At 60.4% G+C, this 14,398-nt stretch carries 12 protein-coding genes; 10 read left to right on the top strand and 2 right to left on the bottom strand.

The genetic code is table 11. The features are described from left to right. Positions 1-153: 153 nt before the first annotated feature. Together H2O65_RS08140 and H2O65_RS08145 are read left to right on the top strand one after the other, a co-directional pair. Positions 154-3,222 carry an FHA domain-containing protein gene (locus tag H2O65_RS08140; RefSeq protein WP_182141224.1) on the top strand — a complete coding sequence of 1,023 codons (3,069 nt, stop codon included), beginning with the start codon at positions 154-156 and terminating at the stop codon, positions 3,220-3,222. Between the two features lie 160 nt (positions 3,223-3,382). Beyond that, positions 3,383-3,631 (top strand): WhiB family transcriptional regulator, encoded by a 249-nt coding sequence (locus H2O65_RS08145; RefSeq protein WP_182141225.1) that lies wholly within the window; start codon positions 3,383-3,385, stop codon positions 3,629-3,631. A 609-nt stretch (positions 3,632-4,240) separates the two neighbouring features. Here the strand turns inward: H2O65_RS08145 and H2O65_RS08150 are convergent. Further along, positions 4,241-5,710 (bottom strand): sensor histidine kinase, encoded by a 1,470-nt coding sequence (locus H2O65_RS08150; protein ID WP_182141226.1) that lies wholly within the window; start codon positions 5,708-5,710, stop codon positions 4,241-4,243. 49 nt (positions 5,711-5,759) lie between these two features. On the opposite strand from H2O65_RS08150, the gene H2O65_RS08155 reads away from it, so the two are divergent. The 4 genes from H2O65_RS08155 (at position 5,760) to H2O65_RS08170 (ending at position 8,155) form a co-directional block, all read left to right on the top strand. Continuing rightward, positions 5,760-6,284: a DUF2505 domain-containing protein gene (locus H2O65_RS08155; protein ID WP_182141227.1), complete on the top strand. Its 525-nt coding sequence runs from the start codon at positions 5,760-5,762 to the stop codon at positions 6,282-6,284. 80 nt (positions 6,285-6,364) lie between these two features. Then, entirely contained in the window at positions 6,365-6,796 is a 432-nt protein-coding gene (locus H2O65_RS08160; RefSeq protein ID WP_182141228.1) for an OsmC family protein, read from the top strand. Positions 6,797-6,807: 11 nt separating this feature from the next. Further along, the gene (locus H2O65_RS08165; RefSeq protein ID WP_182142741.1) at positions 6,808-7,605 is read left to right on the top strand and encodes a thymidylate synthase; all 798 of its coding nucleotides are present in this window, start codon (positions 6,808-6,810) and stop codon (positions 7,603-7,605) included. A gap of 16 nt (positions 7,606-7,621) precedes the next feature. Further along, complete coding sequence (locus tag H2O65_RS08170; RefSeq protein ID WP_259349500.1) at positions 7,622-8,155, top strand: dihydrofolate reductase; 534 nt, start codon at positions 7,622-7,624, stop codon at positions 8,153-8,155. Positions 8,156-8,218: 63 nt separating this feature from the next. Here H2O65_RS08170 and rfbD read toward each other — a convergent pair whose 3' ends face one another. Then, positions 8,219-9,079 (bottom strand): dTDP-4-dehydrorhamnose reductase, encoded by an 861-nt coding sequence (gene rfbD / locus H2O65_RS08175; RefSeq protein WP_182141230.1) that lies wholly within the window; start codon positions 9,077-9,079, stop codon positions 8,219-8,221. A gap of 120 nt (positions 9,080-9,199) precedes the next feature. Here rfbD and H2O65_RS08180 point away from each other — a divergent pair, with 120 nt between their 5' ends. The 4 genes from H2O65_RS08180 to H2O65_RS08195 all read left to right on the top strand — a co-directional run bounded on the left by H2O65_RS08180 (position 9,200) and on the right by H2O65_RS08195 (position 14,389). Further along, positions 9,200-9,811, top strand: coding sequence for a dTDP-4-dehydrorhamnose 3,5-epimerase family protein (locus H2O65_RS08180; protein ID WP_182141231.1), 612 nt, complete (start codon positions 9,200-9,202; stop codon positions 9,809-9,811). Positions 9,812-10,027: 216 nt separating this feature from the next. Next, a complete protein-coding gene (locus H2O65_RS08185; protein ID WP_182141232.1) occupies positions 10,028-12,625 on the top strand; it encodes a sodium-translocating pyrophosphatase in 2,598 nt (865 codons plus the stop codon). 3 nt (positions 12,626-12,628) lie between these two features. Then, positions 12,629-13,681, top strand: a complete 1,053-nt coding sequence (locus tag H2O65_RS08190; protein ID WP_182141233.1) for a glycosyltransferase family 1 protein — start codon at positions 12,629-12,631, stop codon at positions 13,679-13,681. Positions 13,682-13,690: 9 nt separating this feature from the next. Then, entirely contained in the window at positions 13,691-14,389 is a 699-nt protein-coding gene (locus H2O65_RS08195) for a response regulator transcription factor (protein WP_182141234.1), read from the top strand. The last annotated feature ends 9 nt before the right edge of the window (positions 14,390-14,398 follow it).

The raw sequence follows: 14,398 nt of genomic DNA on the forward strand, positions 1-14,398 counted from the left end.
TCATGGGGCCATTGTTCCAAACATCTGGCCGATTGCACCCACCCTGATCGGCTTACGCTTGCGGCAGTATCCCCAGTGCGTCGAATCTGGCGTTTTCCACAGAATGCTAAGGACGCGGGTGCGGGCTGCTGCTAGGTCCGTAAGGGTTGGGGGATGACAACCACCGTGGAGCAATGCCTGCAAACCGAGCTGCACCTTGCGTGTGCCAAGGGGCCTGATACGGGTTGCGTGATTCCAGTTGTCGATGGCTTGGTGATGGGTCGGGGACGTCTGGGCCTGACAGATCCATATCTGTCACGAAGCCACATTCAGATCACTACTGCGGGACGGGGGCGAGCACCCGACGGGGGTCTATATCTGAGCGATCTTTCTGCAACCAACCCCATCCGACCAGCCGTAGCCCGCAAGCGACTTCGACCCGGGCGACGCGTCACGTTGGGCTCGGGGTCCTGGATTGTTCGAGGGCGCCCCCGGGAGAACACGTGGCCCGGAGGGAGCGAGACCCGTGGTGGCAGGGCCCTGGTCGCGGGTCGGGTCATGCTGCCGATCATGCTGGTCCTCCTGGTCTTGCGGCTCGCGTCCTCGACCACCGTGGCCCTGGGGGTTGTTGGCACACTTGTGGTGGCAGGCATGTTGGTGGTGGTGGTGATTCGCAGACGCTGGCGCCAGTGGGATGAGGCCAGACTGTTGCTGACTAGTGCCGCCCGGGAGACTCACGGTGAACAGGACCGCGGGCGGGACACCGGCGTGGCGGACACGGCGAGCGAGCGGTTGACAGTGCTCCGTGTGCCGGGTCGGCAAAGCAAAATCAAACTACCGATGGGCAAGCGCAGCCAGGGTGTCATCGCGGTGGTGGGGAAAGGCGCGCAACGCTATGCGCAGTGGATTGGGGGGCAAATCCGCGCCCACGGATACGACACTGTGGTGCGTGGCTCCCCTGCCTCCGGCCCGGAGTCGATGACGCAGCATCCCGTCATCGCGTCACCTCAACCCGGGGCGGCATCAGCACCTGCGGAGGCACCCCAGGTGGTTTGCTGGTCAGGCACGCTTCGCAACGTGCCGCCAACCGCACGGATCATTCTTCAATCACACGAGGTTGGCTCCAGGGGCTGGCTTGAACAGCTCTGTTCCGCCGAGGACCATGGCAATGCTTTACAGGACCGGCTTGCATTTGAGGATCTGGGTTTTCCGGGTTCTCCCCAAGGCGTCAAGGTCCCGGTGGGGAGATCCACGTCGGGTCTGGTCAGCGCAGACCTGACAGAGGTTGGACCCCATGCGCTGATCGTTGGGGGTACAGGGGCGGGCAAGTCAGAGTTCCTCACGACATTCGCGCTCTCTCACGCGCTTAGTTACTCGCCTGAGCAGTTGCGAATGATCCTCATTGACTTCAAAGGTGGCGCGGGCCTTGAACACCTAGCGGGACTGCCCCACGTGGAACATTCTTTGAGTGACCTCGAAGCGACCCAAGTCCCCTGGCTCCTCCGCTCCCTGGGAGCCGCTCTGCGAACGCGCAAGCGGCAGATGCAAGCCGCGGATGTGCGGACCTGGGCGCAGTGGGAGGGGGCCCCGCCGCGGTTGCTGGTGGTGGTTGACGAGTTTCACGTCCTCGCTCAGACCCACCCCACGCTGATGGAGGAACTGGTTTCCGTGGCTGCCCAAGGAAGGTCCCTAGGCATTCACCTGATACTTGCGACGCAACGCCCTTCCGGGTCTGTCAACGCGCAGTTGCGCGCCACCTTGGATTACCGCGTTGCACTGCGGTGCAGTGAGCCCAGCGACTCGACGGCGGCCCTGGGCATCCCCGACGCTGCATATCTACCTCGAGTCCCGGGGCGCGCCCTCGTCGGTGGAATGGAGTTTCAGACGGCTTACGTCGACGATCCCGAACGGTGGGTTGCGCTTGCGACGGAGCTGTGGGGCGGGCGTTACGCAACCAGTTCATGGAAAACCATTCCTGACCCACTGCCCCACTCCGTCTCTCTGACGCGCGGACAAATCGGCATATGCGAGGTCGCGGGCTCCGGGTGTCAACCGCTCCAGGACATTCATGGGAGCGTCGCTGTGATTGGTCCGGAGAATGTTAGAGGAGAGTTGGCTCGGATCGCCTACTGGGTGGCGCGAAGCAGAGGTGCATTCGCAAACACGACGCTTAACAACACAGACACGTCCTCGGGCACTACCCCGCACAACACAGACACGTCCTCGGGCACGATGCCGCCGGGGCAGCCAGGGCGGGCGTGTATCTGGATAGATTCCAAGGCGCCAGGTGGGCCTTCGGTGCGGCGCCTTGCCAGCCTGCTGCGGGCCGTTGACCGGCCACCCTCGCCCGCCCGATTCGTACCCGCCGCCCCGCCGACCTCGCCAACAAACCCCATCCTTACCGCCCCGCCGACCTCGCCAGCACACCCCATCCTGGTTCTCGACGGGGCGACGGACTTCTTCAGCAAACTGGAGGGCAGCGCCCCACCAGACGAAGTTCGGGTCCTATGGGAACGGGTGCTCGCCGCTGCGGACAATGGGCAGATATCTCTGATCGCGACGGACACGAAGGCACGATACGACCTCTCAGGTCTGCCAGGGCGGATTGTCCGTTTGCCTGATCAACGCTCGCTACTGAATGCACACTTGGCCCCGTACCTGCCGACAGTGCTCCCTGATTCTGATGGGCTCCCGGTCTCGCGCCCCGGTGAACTGGCTCGCTACGTATCGCCGACCGCGGGTCGAGTCCTCGCACAAGGGTTCGTGTCTTCTGCCCCCGTCTGGGCGCAGGTACCAGCAGATGGTCACGAGGAACGGCCCGTAGACCTGTTCTCTGCCGCAGCGGTATCGGCAAACACCGCGGAACACAATGCGCATCGGTGGGCGGATGAGATGCGGGCTGCGCTAGCTGCTGGCAGGGCCGTCTGGGTCGTGGGTGCCAGCGAGGATATGCTGAAGGAACACAGGGCCACCAAGACGGATGCTGCTTCTAACCGTCTGCATCTGCTCCCTCCGGAGCAATGGCTGTCCGTGGTCCCCCATATTTCTGATGTCATTCTCGCAATCGAGCCCACCCGCGAACTCTGCCGCCTCCTCAGTCAGCGCTATCCGGAGGAAGCCGCGTGGGTGATGGCGTCCCAGCCGTACCGGGACAAGCAGGCGCTGTTCGCCACCGGCTCTGCTCTTCACTTCGTCGATGATTCGGGGGTTTTGGTCCGCGAGTTTCTACCCGGTCAGAAGTGACGCATTCCTAACCGTGACCGTTCACACAGTGTTCATTTGTTTATATTCAACACAAAACGGTTGCCGAGGACGCCCCTCTCGCCCAAACTAGACGTACTTACTGCAAGCAAAGGCGCCGTGAGCGTCTTGGCGCGCGCGGCTCTAATCAAGGAGCCCCTCCATGGACTGGCGAAGTCGTGCCGCGTGTTTGAGTGTTGACCCAGAACTCTTCTTCCCTATCGGGAACACTGGACCCGCAGTGGTGCAGGTTACAGAGGCGAAGAGGGTTTGCAACTCGTGCACTGTTCGCGAGACATGTTTGCAGTGGGCAATTGAGAACCACCAGGACTCTGGGGTTTGGGGCGGGCTGAGCGAAGAGGAACGCCGTTCCTTGAAGCGCCGCGCTGCACGCGCACGCCGCGCCTCCTAAGCAGCGCCCCCAGAGCCGCCCCTCATCTGGGCGCGGCCACCTCATAGCTCCCCGCCCGGCCTTAGCTAGCGACTCCGGCGTTAGGGAGCCAACCCGGCCTTAGCGAGCAACTCCGGCCTTAGCGAGCCGCGCCGGCGAGCTCGCCCCATCCAGAAGCCTGGTCAGCAGACCACACGTTCACCCGCGGACCCTGCTGGGCGCCTCGGTCCCCCGCAGGTCGATTCTGCAGCCGAATTCATCCCTCAATTCGACCTGCGGGGGACCAACCAACCTCCGGGGGACCTACCACCGCTCGCTCGCGCGATGCATAACAGGGAGAAGCGACGTAACCCTGGCGCGGATGTCGCAGGGGCCCCCGCCACTACGGCGGTCTGGGCAGGGCTCCCCGCCACTGCCACCGGGGCCACCGTCGCGTGCCGTGAAATGTATACGTGGGGACGTGATTGCGCTCTGGGGTACTGCCCCCAGACGCACATTTGGCCCCCACGTATACATTTCACGAGTTTGCGGGGTGTGGGACTGCAGAGCCCAGCGCTTTACGCAGGTTGGGCCAGGAGCCGCCCAGGCCGCAGGCTAGGAGCCTTGCCTCCGGGGGTGGCGCCGACCGAACTATCTGCCGCCCGCACACTCCGCCCGCATCCGCAGCGTGGCAACCGTGCCCCCTTCGGGACGCGGCGCCCACTCAATGGTTCCCCCAAGCTCTCCCTGAACCATGGACTTCGCAATGCGAGTACCGAGGCCACGGTTTAGAACTGACACGTCGATGCCCTCCCCCGCATCCTCGACGCGAACTTCCAAATCGTCACCCTCACGGTGCGCTTTAACCCAGACTGTTCCTGCCTGCTCCGGGTAACCATGCTCCACCGAGTTGGCAATCAGTTCGGTGAGCACCGTGGCCAAAGCAGATGCCTGGTCAGCAGACAGGCGGCCGAACTTCCCCACAATCTCCAAGCCGACCTCGTGCCCAATCGTCGCAACCTTGACAGCCATGGTGAGGATCTTCTGCGATATTTCATCAAAGTCAACGACCTCGTCCACATTGTGTGACAGCGCCTCGTGGACGACAGCGATCGATTCGACGCGCCTCCCAGCTTCGCGGAGTGCATCCTGGACGTCCTCGGAATCTGAACGCCTCTCCTGAATCCTCAACAGTGCTGAAACGGTTTGCAGATTGTTCTTCACGCGGTGGTGAATCTCGCGGATTGTCGCGTCCTTCGTCATCAGTTGCTGCTCGTGGCGGTGCTGCTCTGTAACATCCCGCGTCAGCAAGACTGCGCCCCGCCGCTTGCCGTCAACCTGAAGGGGGATCGCACGAACCGAGATTATGGTGCCGCCCGCCTCAATGTTGACATTCCAGTTAGCTCGCCCCATCAGCACTAGAGCCAAAGCCTCATCAACCCGGTGTTCGTGGCGAATCACCTTGGTGACTTCTTCAATGAGGCTGCGCCCCTCAAGCGGAGTGTCCAATCCCAGACGCCTCATCGCAGAGTTCGCATTCGGAGTTATGTCAACGACAATGCCCTCGGGGTCAATCAGAATGGGACCGTCAACAACACGCGGGACGCCGTGGCCCCCGCGGCTCGGGGTCTCCTCAGACGGGTAGTGCCCCGTGACAATCATCCCGAGAATGATCTCGGCAGCTGACTGCATCCACACCTGCTCGTCAACCTGTCCCATCGGAGCAGAAGTGTTTCGTTCCACCGACATCAACGCAATGCACCGGCCGTTGCACATGACAGGAACGCAGGACCGCTGGATTGAGTAGAGCCCCGACCACTGAACTGAGTCGTCATTGACGATCTCGCGCGTGTCCATTGCTTCGCGCAACAATGCAGCTCGAGTCGCAGAAGCGAACAAGCCAACCACATCATCGACGTGGACCGTCATAGACGTCGCAGGGCGGCACATCGCCGCGGCATAGAATCTGCCATCTGTCGTTGGCAGCCAAAGAATCAGATCCGCCGAAGCAAGGTCGGCTAGCACCTGCCAGTCACTCTTCAATCGCTCCAGCCAAGAATCCTCCTCTGGCTGAAGTGCTACCAGTTGTGCTTTTCCCGTCAAATCATGAGTGTTGGGCATAGTCCAAGACTAACGCGCGTTGCGTGCCTGGTTCGAACTAGGATCGAGGGTGAATCAATCAGAATCGGAAGGCAAAACGATGAAGTTTACGGAAAGCTACGAGTACGAAGCGCCGGTGGCGAAGGTCTGGCAAATGCTCTCTGACCCCGCATTTGTCACCAGCCGCGATGAGAACCTCGAAATCCCTGACCCAACTGTGGAGACCAATGCGCAAGCAAACCAGATTGTGTCAACGACCTCGGGTGAAGTTCCTCCAAGCATGATCCCTGCGGCGGCACAGAGGTTCCTGAAGGGTGGCGCGGAGTTCCTAATCCGTGAAGAATGGCGCCTCGTTGACGCGACAACGATCCACGGTGCTTTGCGGGCCGAAGGTAAGGGAGTTCCCGCATACCTTCAAGCGCAGGTCGAACTCAAGCAGACCCCCGCGGGCAATACGAAAGCCACAATGAATGGGGAGATTAAGGTGAACATCCCCTTCCTTGGCGCCAAACTTGAGAAGCAAGCCCTTTCCTTCGCGCCGAAACTGATCGCTGCGGACAAGAAGGCCGCAACAGACTGGCTCGCTAACAACTAGTTGCACGCGTTGTGCTCCCCCAAGAACGGGAGCGCAACGCCAATAATCCTCTACTCACAAACAGCCGACGGAGGCCCCCAATGACCGAGACACCAACAACCAAGCCTGAAGGATTCACTGTTGAGCGCACAGGTGAACGCCAGTACTCAGCAAAAAATGAACGGGGCAGCGAACTCGTCATCGGCTACGGTCTAGGCGAGTTCAGCCCCGGTGACCTCCTGAAACTCGCGATACTCGGGTGCAACGCACTGTCTTCTGAGGCTCGATTCGCACGCGTCCTCGGCGAAGACTTCGAGATCACGGGCAGTATCACTGCCGACTACCTCAAAGAAGAAGACCGCTTCGCCTCATTCAAAGTTGAGTTAGCTCCAGATTTGAGCGGCCTCTACCCTGAAGATCGCGCGCAACTGCTAGAGCGGGCCGCCCGTGCCGTTCAGCACTACTGCACCATCAGCCACACGGTTGAAAAGTCGGCGGCAACCACCCTAGAAATCGACGGCACGCAGGTTTAGTTGTGGGTGCAGTGATTGACCGCCAGTACGAAGATTTGCTCGAGGACGTCCTCGCGACCGGCACACCGAAGGGCGACCGGACAGGCACGGGAACGCTGAGCGTTTTTGGGCGACAACTGCGCTATGACCTCTCCAAAGGCTTCCCCGTCATCACGACGAAGCGGGTTCATCTCAAGTCGGTGATTGGCGAGCTGCTGTGGTTCCTCTCCGGTTCGTCGAACGTGCGGTGGCTGCAGGACAATGGCGTGCGGATTTGGAATGAGTGGGCGGACGAGGACGGGGAGTTGGGGCCCGTCTACGGCGTACAGTGGCGCAGTTGGCCAGACGCCAACGGTGAGCCAATAGACCAGATTTCCGACCTCGTCGAAACGATCAAGAACGACCCCGATTCGCGGAGAATGCTGGTTTCAGCCTGGAACGTCGGCGCACTGCCCGACATGGCGTTACAGCCGTGCCATGCCTTCTTCCAGGTTTATGTGGCGGATGGAAAGCTGAGTTTGCAGCTGTACCAGCGCAGTGCTGACCTGTTCCTTGGGGTACCGTTCAACATCACGTCATATGCACTGCTCACCCACATGTTGGCTCAGCAAACGGGCCTCGACGTTGGCGATTTCATTTGGACTGGCGGCGACGTGCACCTTTACACAAACCATTTGGAGCAGGTACGGGAACAGTTGTCGCGCGAGCCCTACGCTTTTCCGGCACTGAAGCTGGTTCCCGTGGCCGACATGTTCTCTTACGACTTCACGAATGTGGATGTGGTCGGCTACCGCCACCACCCACCGATCGCCGCAAAAGTCGCGGTGTGAGGGCGGTACGGTGATGATGAGGGCCTCCATTTGGGCGCAAGACATCCACGGAGTTATCGGGGATGGGGCTGCGATGCTGTGGAGGGTGCCTGCCGACTTCGCCTTTTTCAAGGAGCAGACGACGGGTTGCCCGATCATCATGGGAAGGTCTTCGTTTGAGGCCCTTGGGCGACCTCTTCCCAATCGCGCAAACATTGTGCTGACCCGGGATGTTCGGTACAGCAGCCCTGGCATCGTCGTGGTTCACTCTCTGGATGAGGCCTTTGCGGTGGCTGAAGCCGCGGCTGAAGAGATGGGTGCGTCAACGGTTTGGGTGACCGGTGGTGGGCATGTTTATGCGGAGACCATGGATATGGTCGACCGCCTGGTCGTGACGTACCTCGACATCGCCGCAAGCGCCCCGGCTGCCGACAATCTCGTCTTCGCTCCCGTCATCGACCGTCAAAAGTGGGCGATCGTGACTAGTGAGTCGGATGAGGACTGGCGGGAGCACTCGGGCGACGCGCGCTGGATGGTACGTGTATACGACCGCAGGGAGCCGCGCTCGTAGCACTTCGGTGGGACACGCCAGTATTTTCGGCGGGCAACACCGGCATCGTCAATTGGCAGCCGCCTACTCCACGTCAGCCAGCACACTCGCCGCCGCCGCACTCCACCGCTCCTCCCACGGCCCAATCGGCTCAACCCCGGCCGCCGCCAGAGCACCGTGAGCAAGCAGTGACCACTCCGGCCGCGGAGCCGGACGCGGGAAATCCTCCGTTGACACCGGGTGAACATCCTCTTGCGCCACTCCGACCTCGGCTGCGATCGCCTGGGTGAACGTAAACCATGTTGCACCGCCCTGGCTGGTCGCATGGTAAACACCGAACGGTGCGGCCTTTGTCACCAGGTCAACCACGATTCGGGCGACGTCAACGGTCCATGTTGGTTGCCCATGCTGATCGTCAACCACATTCGCCGAGCCATTCTTCTTGAGCACACGCGCCAACGTCTTCGGGAAGCACGGCCCGCCCGCACCGTACAGCCACGCCGTGCGGACAATGTACGACGCCGGGTTGTTTGCCCGCACCGCCCATTCGCCGCCGGCCTTGGTCCGCCCGTAAGCGCCCAGCGGGTGAAGTGGCGCATCCTCCGCGTAAGGGGTCGAGGACGTCCCCGAGAAGACATAGTCCGTTGAGATCTGCACCAGAGGGATTCCTCGCTCTGCGGTCGCTTGCGCCAGGTATTGCGGAGCAGTCGCATTAAGCGTGAAGGCAACGCCCTCGTTCTCTTCAGCTGCATCCACGGCGGTGTAAGCAGCGCAGTTGACTACCGCTTCTGGCTCCATCTCATCCAGGAAGGCAGCAATTTCCTTGGGTGAGCAAATGTCCAGCCGATCCCTATCCGGCGCGTCGTACTCGATCCCCCGCGACGCCAGCTCCGCGCAAACATCTTGCGCCAGCATTCCGTAGCCTCCAGTTACCAACCAAGCCATCACGTACCCCCGGTTTATTGTGGCCCACTTCGGTTCTGTGCTGACCACGTCGAAAAATCAAGTAGATTTGCAGTTGCCCAATGATCATATCGACCTCAGGGACGTCAGAAGGAGAATCGCATGCAGTGGGAAGAACTTGGAATCGAAGGTGCTTGGCTGATCACACCTAAGAAGTTCGAGGACGATCGTGGCTACTTTGTGGAGACCTTCCGCTCCGAAGAGTTTGAAGCCAACATCGGCCACCCGTTCAACCTGCGCCAAGCCAACATGTCCGTGTCGAACGCGGGCGTTGTGAGGGGGATCCACTACGCGGATGTCCCCCCATCGCAAGCCAAGTACGTCTCTTGCACCAAGGGTGCGATTGTCGACTACATCGTGGACATCCGCGTGGGTTCGCCAACTTTCGGCAAGTCTGTCTCTGTCCTACTGGATTCCCGGGCACCCCGCTTCGTCTACCTTTCCGAGGGGCTGGGCCACGCCCTCTGCGCATTGGAGGACGGGTCGACTGTGAACTACCTGGTCTCCGAGTCTTTCAACCCGGGGCGAGAGCACGGCGTCCAACCCCTGGATCCCGCCCTCGGAATCGAGTGGCCCAAGGAAGACCTGGATGGCAATCCCCTCGAGCTGCTTCTCTCCCCCAAAGACACCGCCGCCCCTCTTCTGACCGAGGCGGTCGAGGCCGGTCTGCTTCCCACCTACGAGGAGTGCCTCGCCTACCGGCGCTCACTCTAGGGACCTTGGCCCCTAGCAAAGATGTTTGCGCTCACTCAGGGGCGCGCAAATCCTCTCGCGGCGCGTTGCAAACGTGAAAATTCTCCCAGACCGCACCCCTTGAAGCCCTACTATTAAATGGGCTTCAAGGGCTTTCAATCGGACTCTAGGGGCTCCCAAAACGGATAAACGGCCAAGAATGGCCTTCCAAATCGGGACTTTTTCACTGGGGAAAAAATGCAACCTGCACTGCCACATTCCGGCAAACGACCACGAACAACGGCACGCTTGGGAGTGGGGGTGATCGGGACTCTGCTGGGCGCAGGACTTCTTGTGGGCTGCTCAGCGACAAGTAGCGGCGCTGGCGGCGAAAATACAGCCCACGGCGGGGAAGCCGCCCTCGCACTGCCCGACCTCAGTCAGGCAACAGTGTGGATGGGCACCAGCGGCACCGCGCTCCTATGGATTTCACTAGTCATTTGTCTCCTCGGGTTCGGTTTCGGCATTCGCTCCTACGCAATGCTGCGCGGCCTGCCTGTCCACAAGTCGATGCTGGAAATCTCCGAGCTGATCTACGAGACATGCAAGGCCTACCTCTTCAAGCAGGGCCGCTTCTTGATGATTCTGTGGATCTTCATCACGACGGTGATCGTCATCTACTACAAGTTCCTCACCCATTTCACCTGGGGTCGAACACTCATCATCGTCTTCTTCTCACTGCTGGGCATGGCCGGCTCCTATGCCGTTGCCTGGTTCGGCATCCGCGTCAACACCTTCGCCAACTCCCGCATGGCGTTCGCATCAGTGCGCGGTAAGCCGCTGCCCCTCCACAAGATTCCCATGCAGGCTGGCATGTCGATCGGCATGGTGCTGATTTCGCTTGAGCTGTTCATGATGCTCATCATCCTGCTGATCCTCCCGCCTGCCATCGGCGGCGCCTGCTTCATCGGCTTCGCAATCGGCGAGTCTCTGGGCGCGTCCGCCCTCCGTATCGCGGGCGGCATCTTCACAAAGATCGCCGACATCGGGTCCGACCTCATGAAGATCGTCTTCAAGATCGACGAGGACGATCCCCGCAACCCCGGCGTCATCGCCGACTGTGTGGGCGACAACGCCGGTGACTCCGTCGGCCCCTCGGCTGACGGCTTCGAAACCTACGGCGTCACGGGTGTCGCCCTCGTAACCTTCATCATTCTGGCTGTAGAAGATCCCCAGATGCAGGCCACGCTCCTAGTGTGGATTTTCGTTGTCCGCGCAGCGATGCTGGTGGCGTCCGGTATCGCCTACGCCATCAATGCAGCAATCACCAACGCGAAGTACAAAAACGCTTCCCGCATGGACTTTGAGGCTCCCCTGTCTTCATTGGTGTGGATTACCTCCATCGTCTGCATCGCCGTCACCTTCGGCATCACTGCCCTGGTCTTGGGCGGGGCCCACGACGGCCTCGGCTGGAAACTGGCCGCAATCATCACCTGTGGAACGCTTGCGGGCGCCCTCATCCCCGAGTTGGTGAAGGCATTCACCTCCACCTCTTCACGACACGTCCGTGAAACTGTGAAGAGTTCGAAAGAGGGCGGACCGTCGCTGAACATCCTTTCTGGCCTGGTTGCGGGTAACTTCTCCGCATACTGGCTTGGAATTGCGATTGTTGGTCTTATGTCGGTTGCGTTCCTTGTCTCTGGGTTGGGCCTAGGCGAGTTCATGCAGGCTCCCGCAGTGTTCGCGTTTGGTTTGGTGGCCTTCGGATTCCTCGGTATGGGCCCGGTTACCATCGCGGTTGATTCATACGGGCCCGTTACGGACAACGCCCAGTCTGTGTTCGAACTGTCGCAGATTGAACAGATCCCCGGGATCGATGAGCAGATTGAGAAGGACTACGGTTACAAGCCCGAATGGTCCAAGGCCAAACTAATGCTGGAAGAGAACGACGGGGCTGGCAACACCTTCAAGGCAACGGCGAAGCCCGTCCTCATCGGCACCGCTGTTGTCGGCGCGACCACGATGATCTTCTCCATCATCATTGGCCTCACAAACGGCCTCATCGACAACCTCGACAAGCTGTCAATCATGCACGCGCCGTTCATGCTGGGCTTTATCCTGGGTGGCGCGGTGATCTACTGGTTCTCGGGTGCCTCCATCCAGGCGGTCACCACCGGCGCCTACCGAGCCGTCGAGTTCATCAAGGGCCACATCAAGCTGGACAGCAAGTCAAAGAAGGCTTCTGAAGAAGATTCGAAGAAGGTCGTGGAGATCTGCACGGAGTACGCGCAACAGGGCATGCTCAACATCTTCTTAGCAGTCTTCTTCATTACGTTGTCATTTGCCTTCGTCGAACCGTTCTTATTCATCGGCTACCTGATGTCGATCGCTATTTTCGGGCTCTACCAGGCGATTTTCATGGCGAATGCCGGCGGCGCGTGGGACAACGCGAAGAAGGTGGTCGAGGTCGATCTGCATGCCAAAGGCACCGCCCTCCACGATGCAACGATCGTTGGTGACACGGTTGGCGACCCCTACAAGGACACGTCCTCGGTCGCCCTCAACCCCGTCATCAAGTTCACCACCCTGTTCGGTCTGCTGGCAGTTGAGTTAGCTGTCAGCCTCACGAACCAGGGGCTAGGAACAATGGTCCATGTCTTGGCTGCGGTATTCTTCGTGGTTGCAAACTTCTTCATTTACCGTTCCTTCTACGGAATGCGCATCCCGGGCGACTCTCTAGACGATACTGAAGATGCGAAGAACGATGAGGTTGGCGAAACGCCGCTGCCTGAGGCCCGCAATCGCGCGGCAACCCCGGGAACAGCGTCCGCCGCCGTGAGTGGGAAGGGAGTTTAGGCCATGAGAATCGCGATCAAGCGCAATCAGACGGAAATTACCGAGGACGGTCGGGTCGCCGGATTCGATGCGGGGGCAACGTTGGTACGACGTTTCCTCAGGCTCTTCCCAGGGGCTCAGGTTATCGGGCCAGAGTTCAGCCAGTGTGACGGCTTCGACGTCGTCCCCCTAGAGTTCATCGACCCCACAGACACGGTGATTATCAACATGGACGTCGTTGATTCCCCGGCCATGTGGAACCAGATTTACAGTGAATCTGGAGGGATCCCGCCACAGATCATGAACTTTGTGTGGTGGCCCGTTGCTCACCTTGAACACGTTGAACAGTCGGCTGCGGTCGCCCTCTCGAGCGCCCTCTTTCCCACTTTCGCGAACTCTGAGCGCACCGCTTCTGAAGTCCGCGAGCTGGTCCATAAGCAAACCATTCAGCCGTTTGCCCGGAAGCTGAATCTGGGGTGGGTGAACTTGGGCTTCCGCCTGGACCACGTCAAACCCAGGGTGGCGACTGAGGTTCCGGTCGTCCGTTACCCAGCCATCTATCTGACGCCTGTCAAACGTCCCGACCTTTTCCTGGAGATTGTGGACCGCGTCCACAAGCGCACTCCACTTGAGGTTGAGATGCGTTTGGAAGAGACCAGCCTGGTCAGTGAGAAAGCAATGCGCGCATCGCAGATCCCTTGGGTTTGGGTGGGGCCGCTGACTTCAACACGTTCCTCGTACTGGGATTCACTGTCGCACACGACCGCGTTCCTGGCGACGGCCTCGGAGGAATCCTATGGTCTGTCCTACGTTGAGGAACTCGGCGCGGGTGTCATTGGGGTTTTCCCGGATGAAGAGTGGGCGAGGTCGCTCCTTCCGGAGGGCTACCCGTTCCTGTACGGCAGCAAAGCTGAGGCCGAGGAGATGCTGTACCGCGTTGTCACCGACCCTGATTTGTGTCGCGCGGAGTTGGACGACGTGGTTGGGGGCTCATTCACGCAGTGGGTGAACCAGCACCACTCAGACGACACCTTCGACCGTGAGGTTATCGAGTTCGTCCGCTCGCAGTTCGAGTAGGTCAGGGCGATGGCGGACCCGGTGGTGTTGCGTGGGGTGGGGTCCGCCCCTCGTCCTCGTCTTCTCTATGTTGAGGACGAGGACGCCATCGCACAGATGGTGGTCGAAGTTCTTTCTGAGCACTACCGGATTGACCATTTTGACAACGCCGAAGACGCGCTGCAATCCGCACTGAAACGCCCCTACGATGTCATGGTCATTGACCGGCGACTGCCTGGAATGGACGGCACTGAACTGGTGAGCCGGCTTCGCACCGCTCACATCAACACTCCGATCCTGCTGCTCACTGCGTTGGGGGCTGTTGCGGACCGAGTTGACGGGTTGGATGGTGGCGCCAACGACTACCTGGTGAAGCCGTTTGATTTTGATGAGCTGCAGGCGCGGCTGCGGGCACTGCGCCGAGCCTTCCGCACTGAGGGGAAGCGCCGTTACATTGGGGAGTGGCTCTACACCCCGGAGACGCGGAGCCTTTTTTCACCAACGGGTTTCAGGGTGGTCTTGACGGACCAGGAGAACCGCTTGCTGGAGCTGCTGTCGGCAAGTCCCAACCACATATTTACGCGTGAGGAACTGTTGGACGGGGCGTTCTCTCGCGGCGAGTCAAACTCAGCCGTTGAGACCTACGTTCACTACATCCGCTCGAAGACGACGCGCAGCCTGATTGAGACGGTGCGGGGGAAGGGCTATCGTCTGGGGGACGGCGAGTAGGAAGGGGGA

This window comes from Schaalia sp. JY-X169 (assembly GCF_014069575.1).
In the GTDB taxonomy this organism is placed as follows: domain Bacteria; phylum Actinomycetota; class Actinomycetes; order Actinomycetales; family Actinomycetaceae; genus Scrofimicrobium.

Coding starts and splice junctions, on each gene's coding strand:
- H2O65_RS08150 (WP_182141226.1), bottom strand. CDS start 5,710: ATGCCCAACACTCATGATTTGACGGGAAAAGCACAACTGGTAGCACTT.
- rfbD (WP_182141230.1), bottom strand. CDS start 9,079: ATGGCTTGGTTGGTAACTGGAGGCTACGGAATGCTGGCGCAAGATGTT.
- H2O65_RS08190 (WP_182141233.1), top strand. CDS start 12,629: ATGAGAATCGCGATCAAGCGCAATCAGACGGAAATTACCGAGGACGGT.
- H2O65_RS08170 (WP_259349500.1), top strand. CDS start 7,622: ATGAGGGCCTCCATTTGGGCGCAAGACATCCACGGAGTTATCGGGGAT.
- H2O65_RS08160 (WP_182141228.1), top strand. CDS start 6,365: ATGACCGAGACACCAACAACCAAGCCTGAAGGATTCACTGTTGAGCGC.
- H2O65_RS08195 (WP_182141234.1), top strand. CDS start 13,691: ATGGCGGACCCGGTGGTGTTGCGTGGGGTGGGGTCCGCCCCTCGTCCT.
- H2O65_RS08180 (WP_182141231.1), top strand. CDS start 9,200: ATGCAGTGGGAAGAACTTGGAATCGAAGGTGCTTGGCTGATCACACCT.
- H2O65_RS08145 (WP_182141225.1), top strand. CDS start 3,383: ATGGACTGGCGAAGTCGTGCCGCGTGTTTGAGTGTTGACCCAGAACTC.
- H2O65_RS08185 (WP_182141232.1), top strand. CDS start 10,028: ATGCAACCTGCACTGCCACATTCCGGCAAACGACCACGAACAACGGCA.
- H2O65_RS08140 (WP_182141224.1), top strand. CDS start 154: ATGACAACCACCGTGGAGCAATGCCTGCAAACCGAGCTGCACCTTGCG.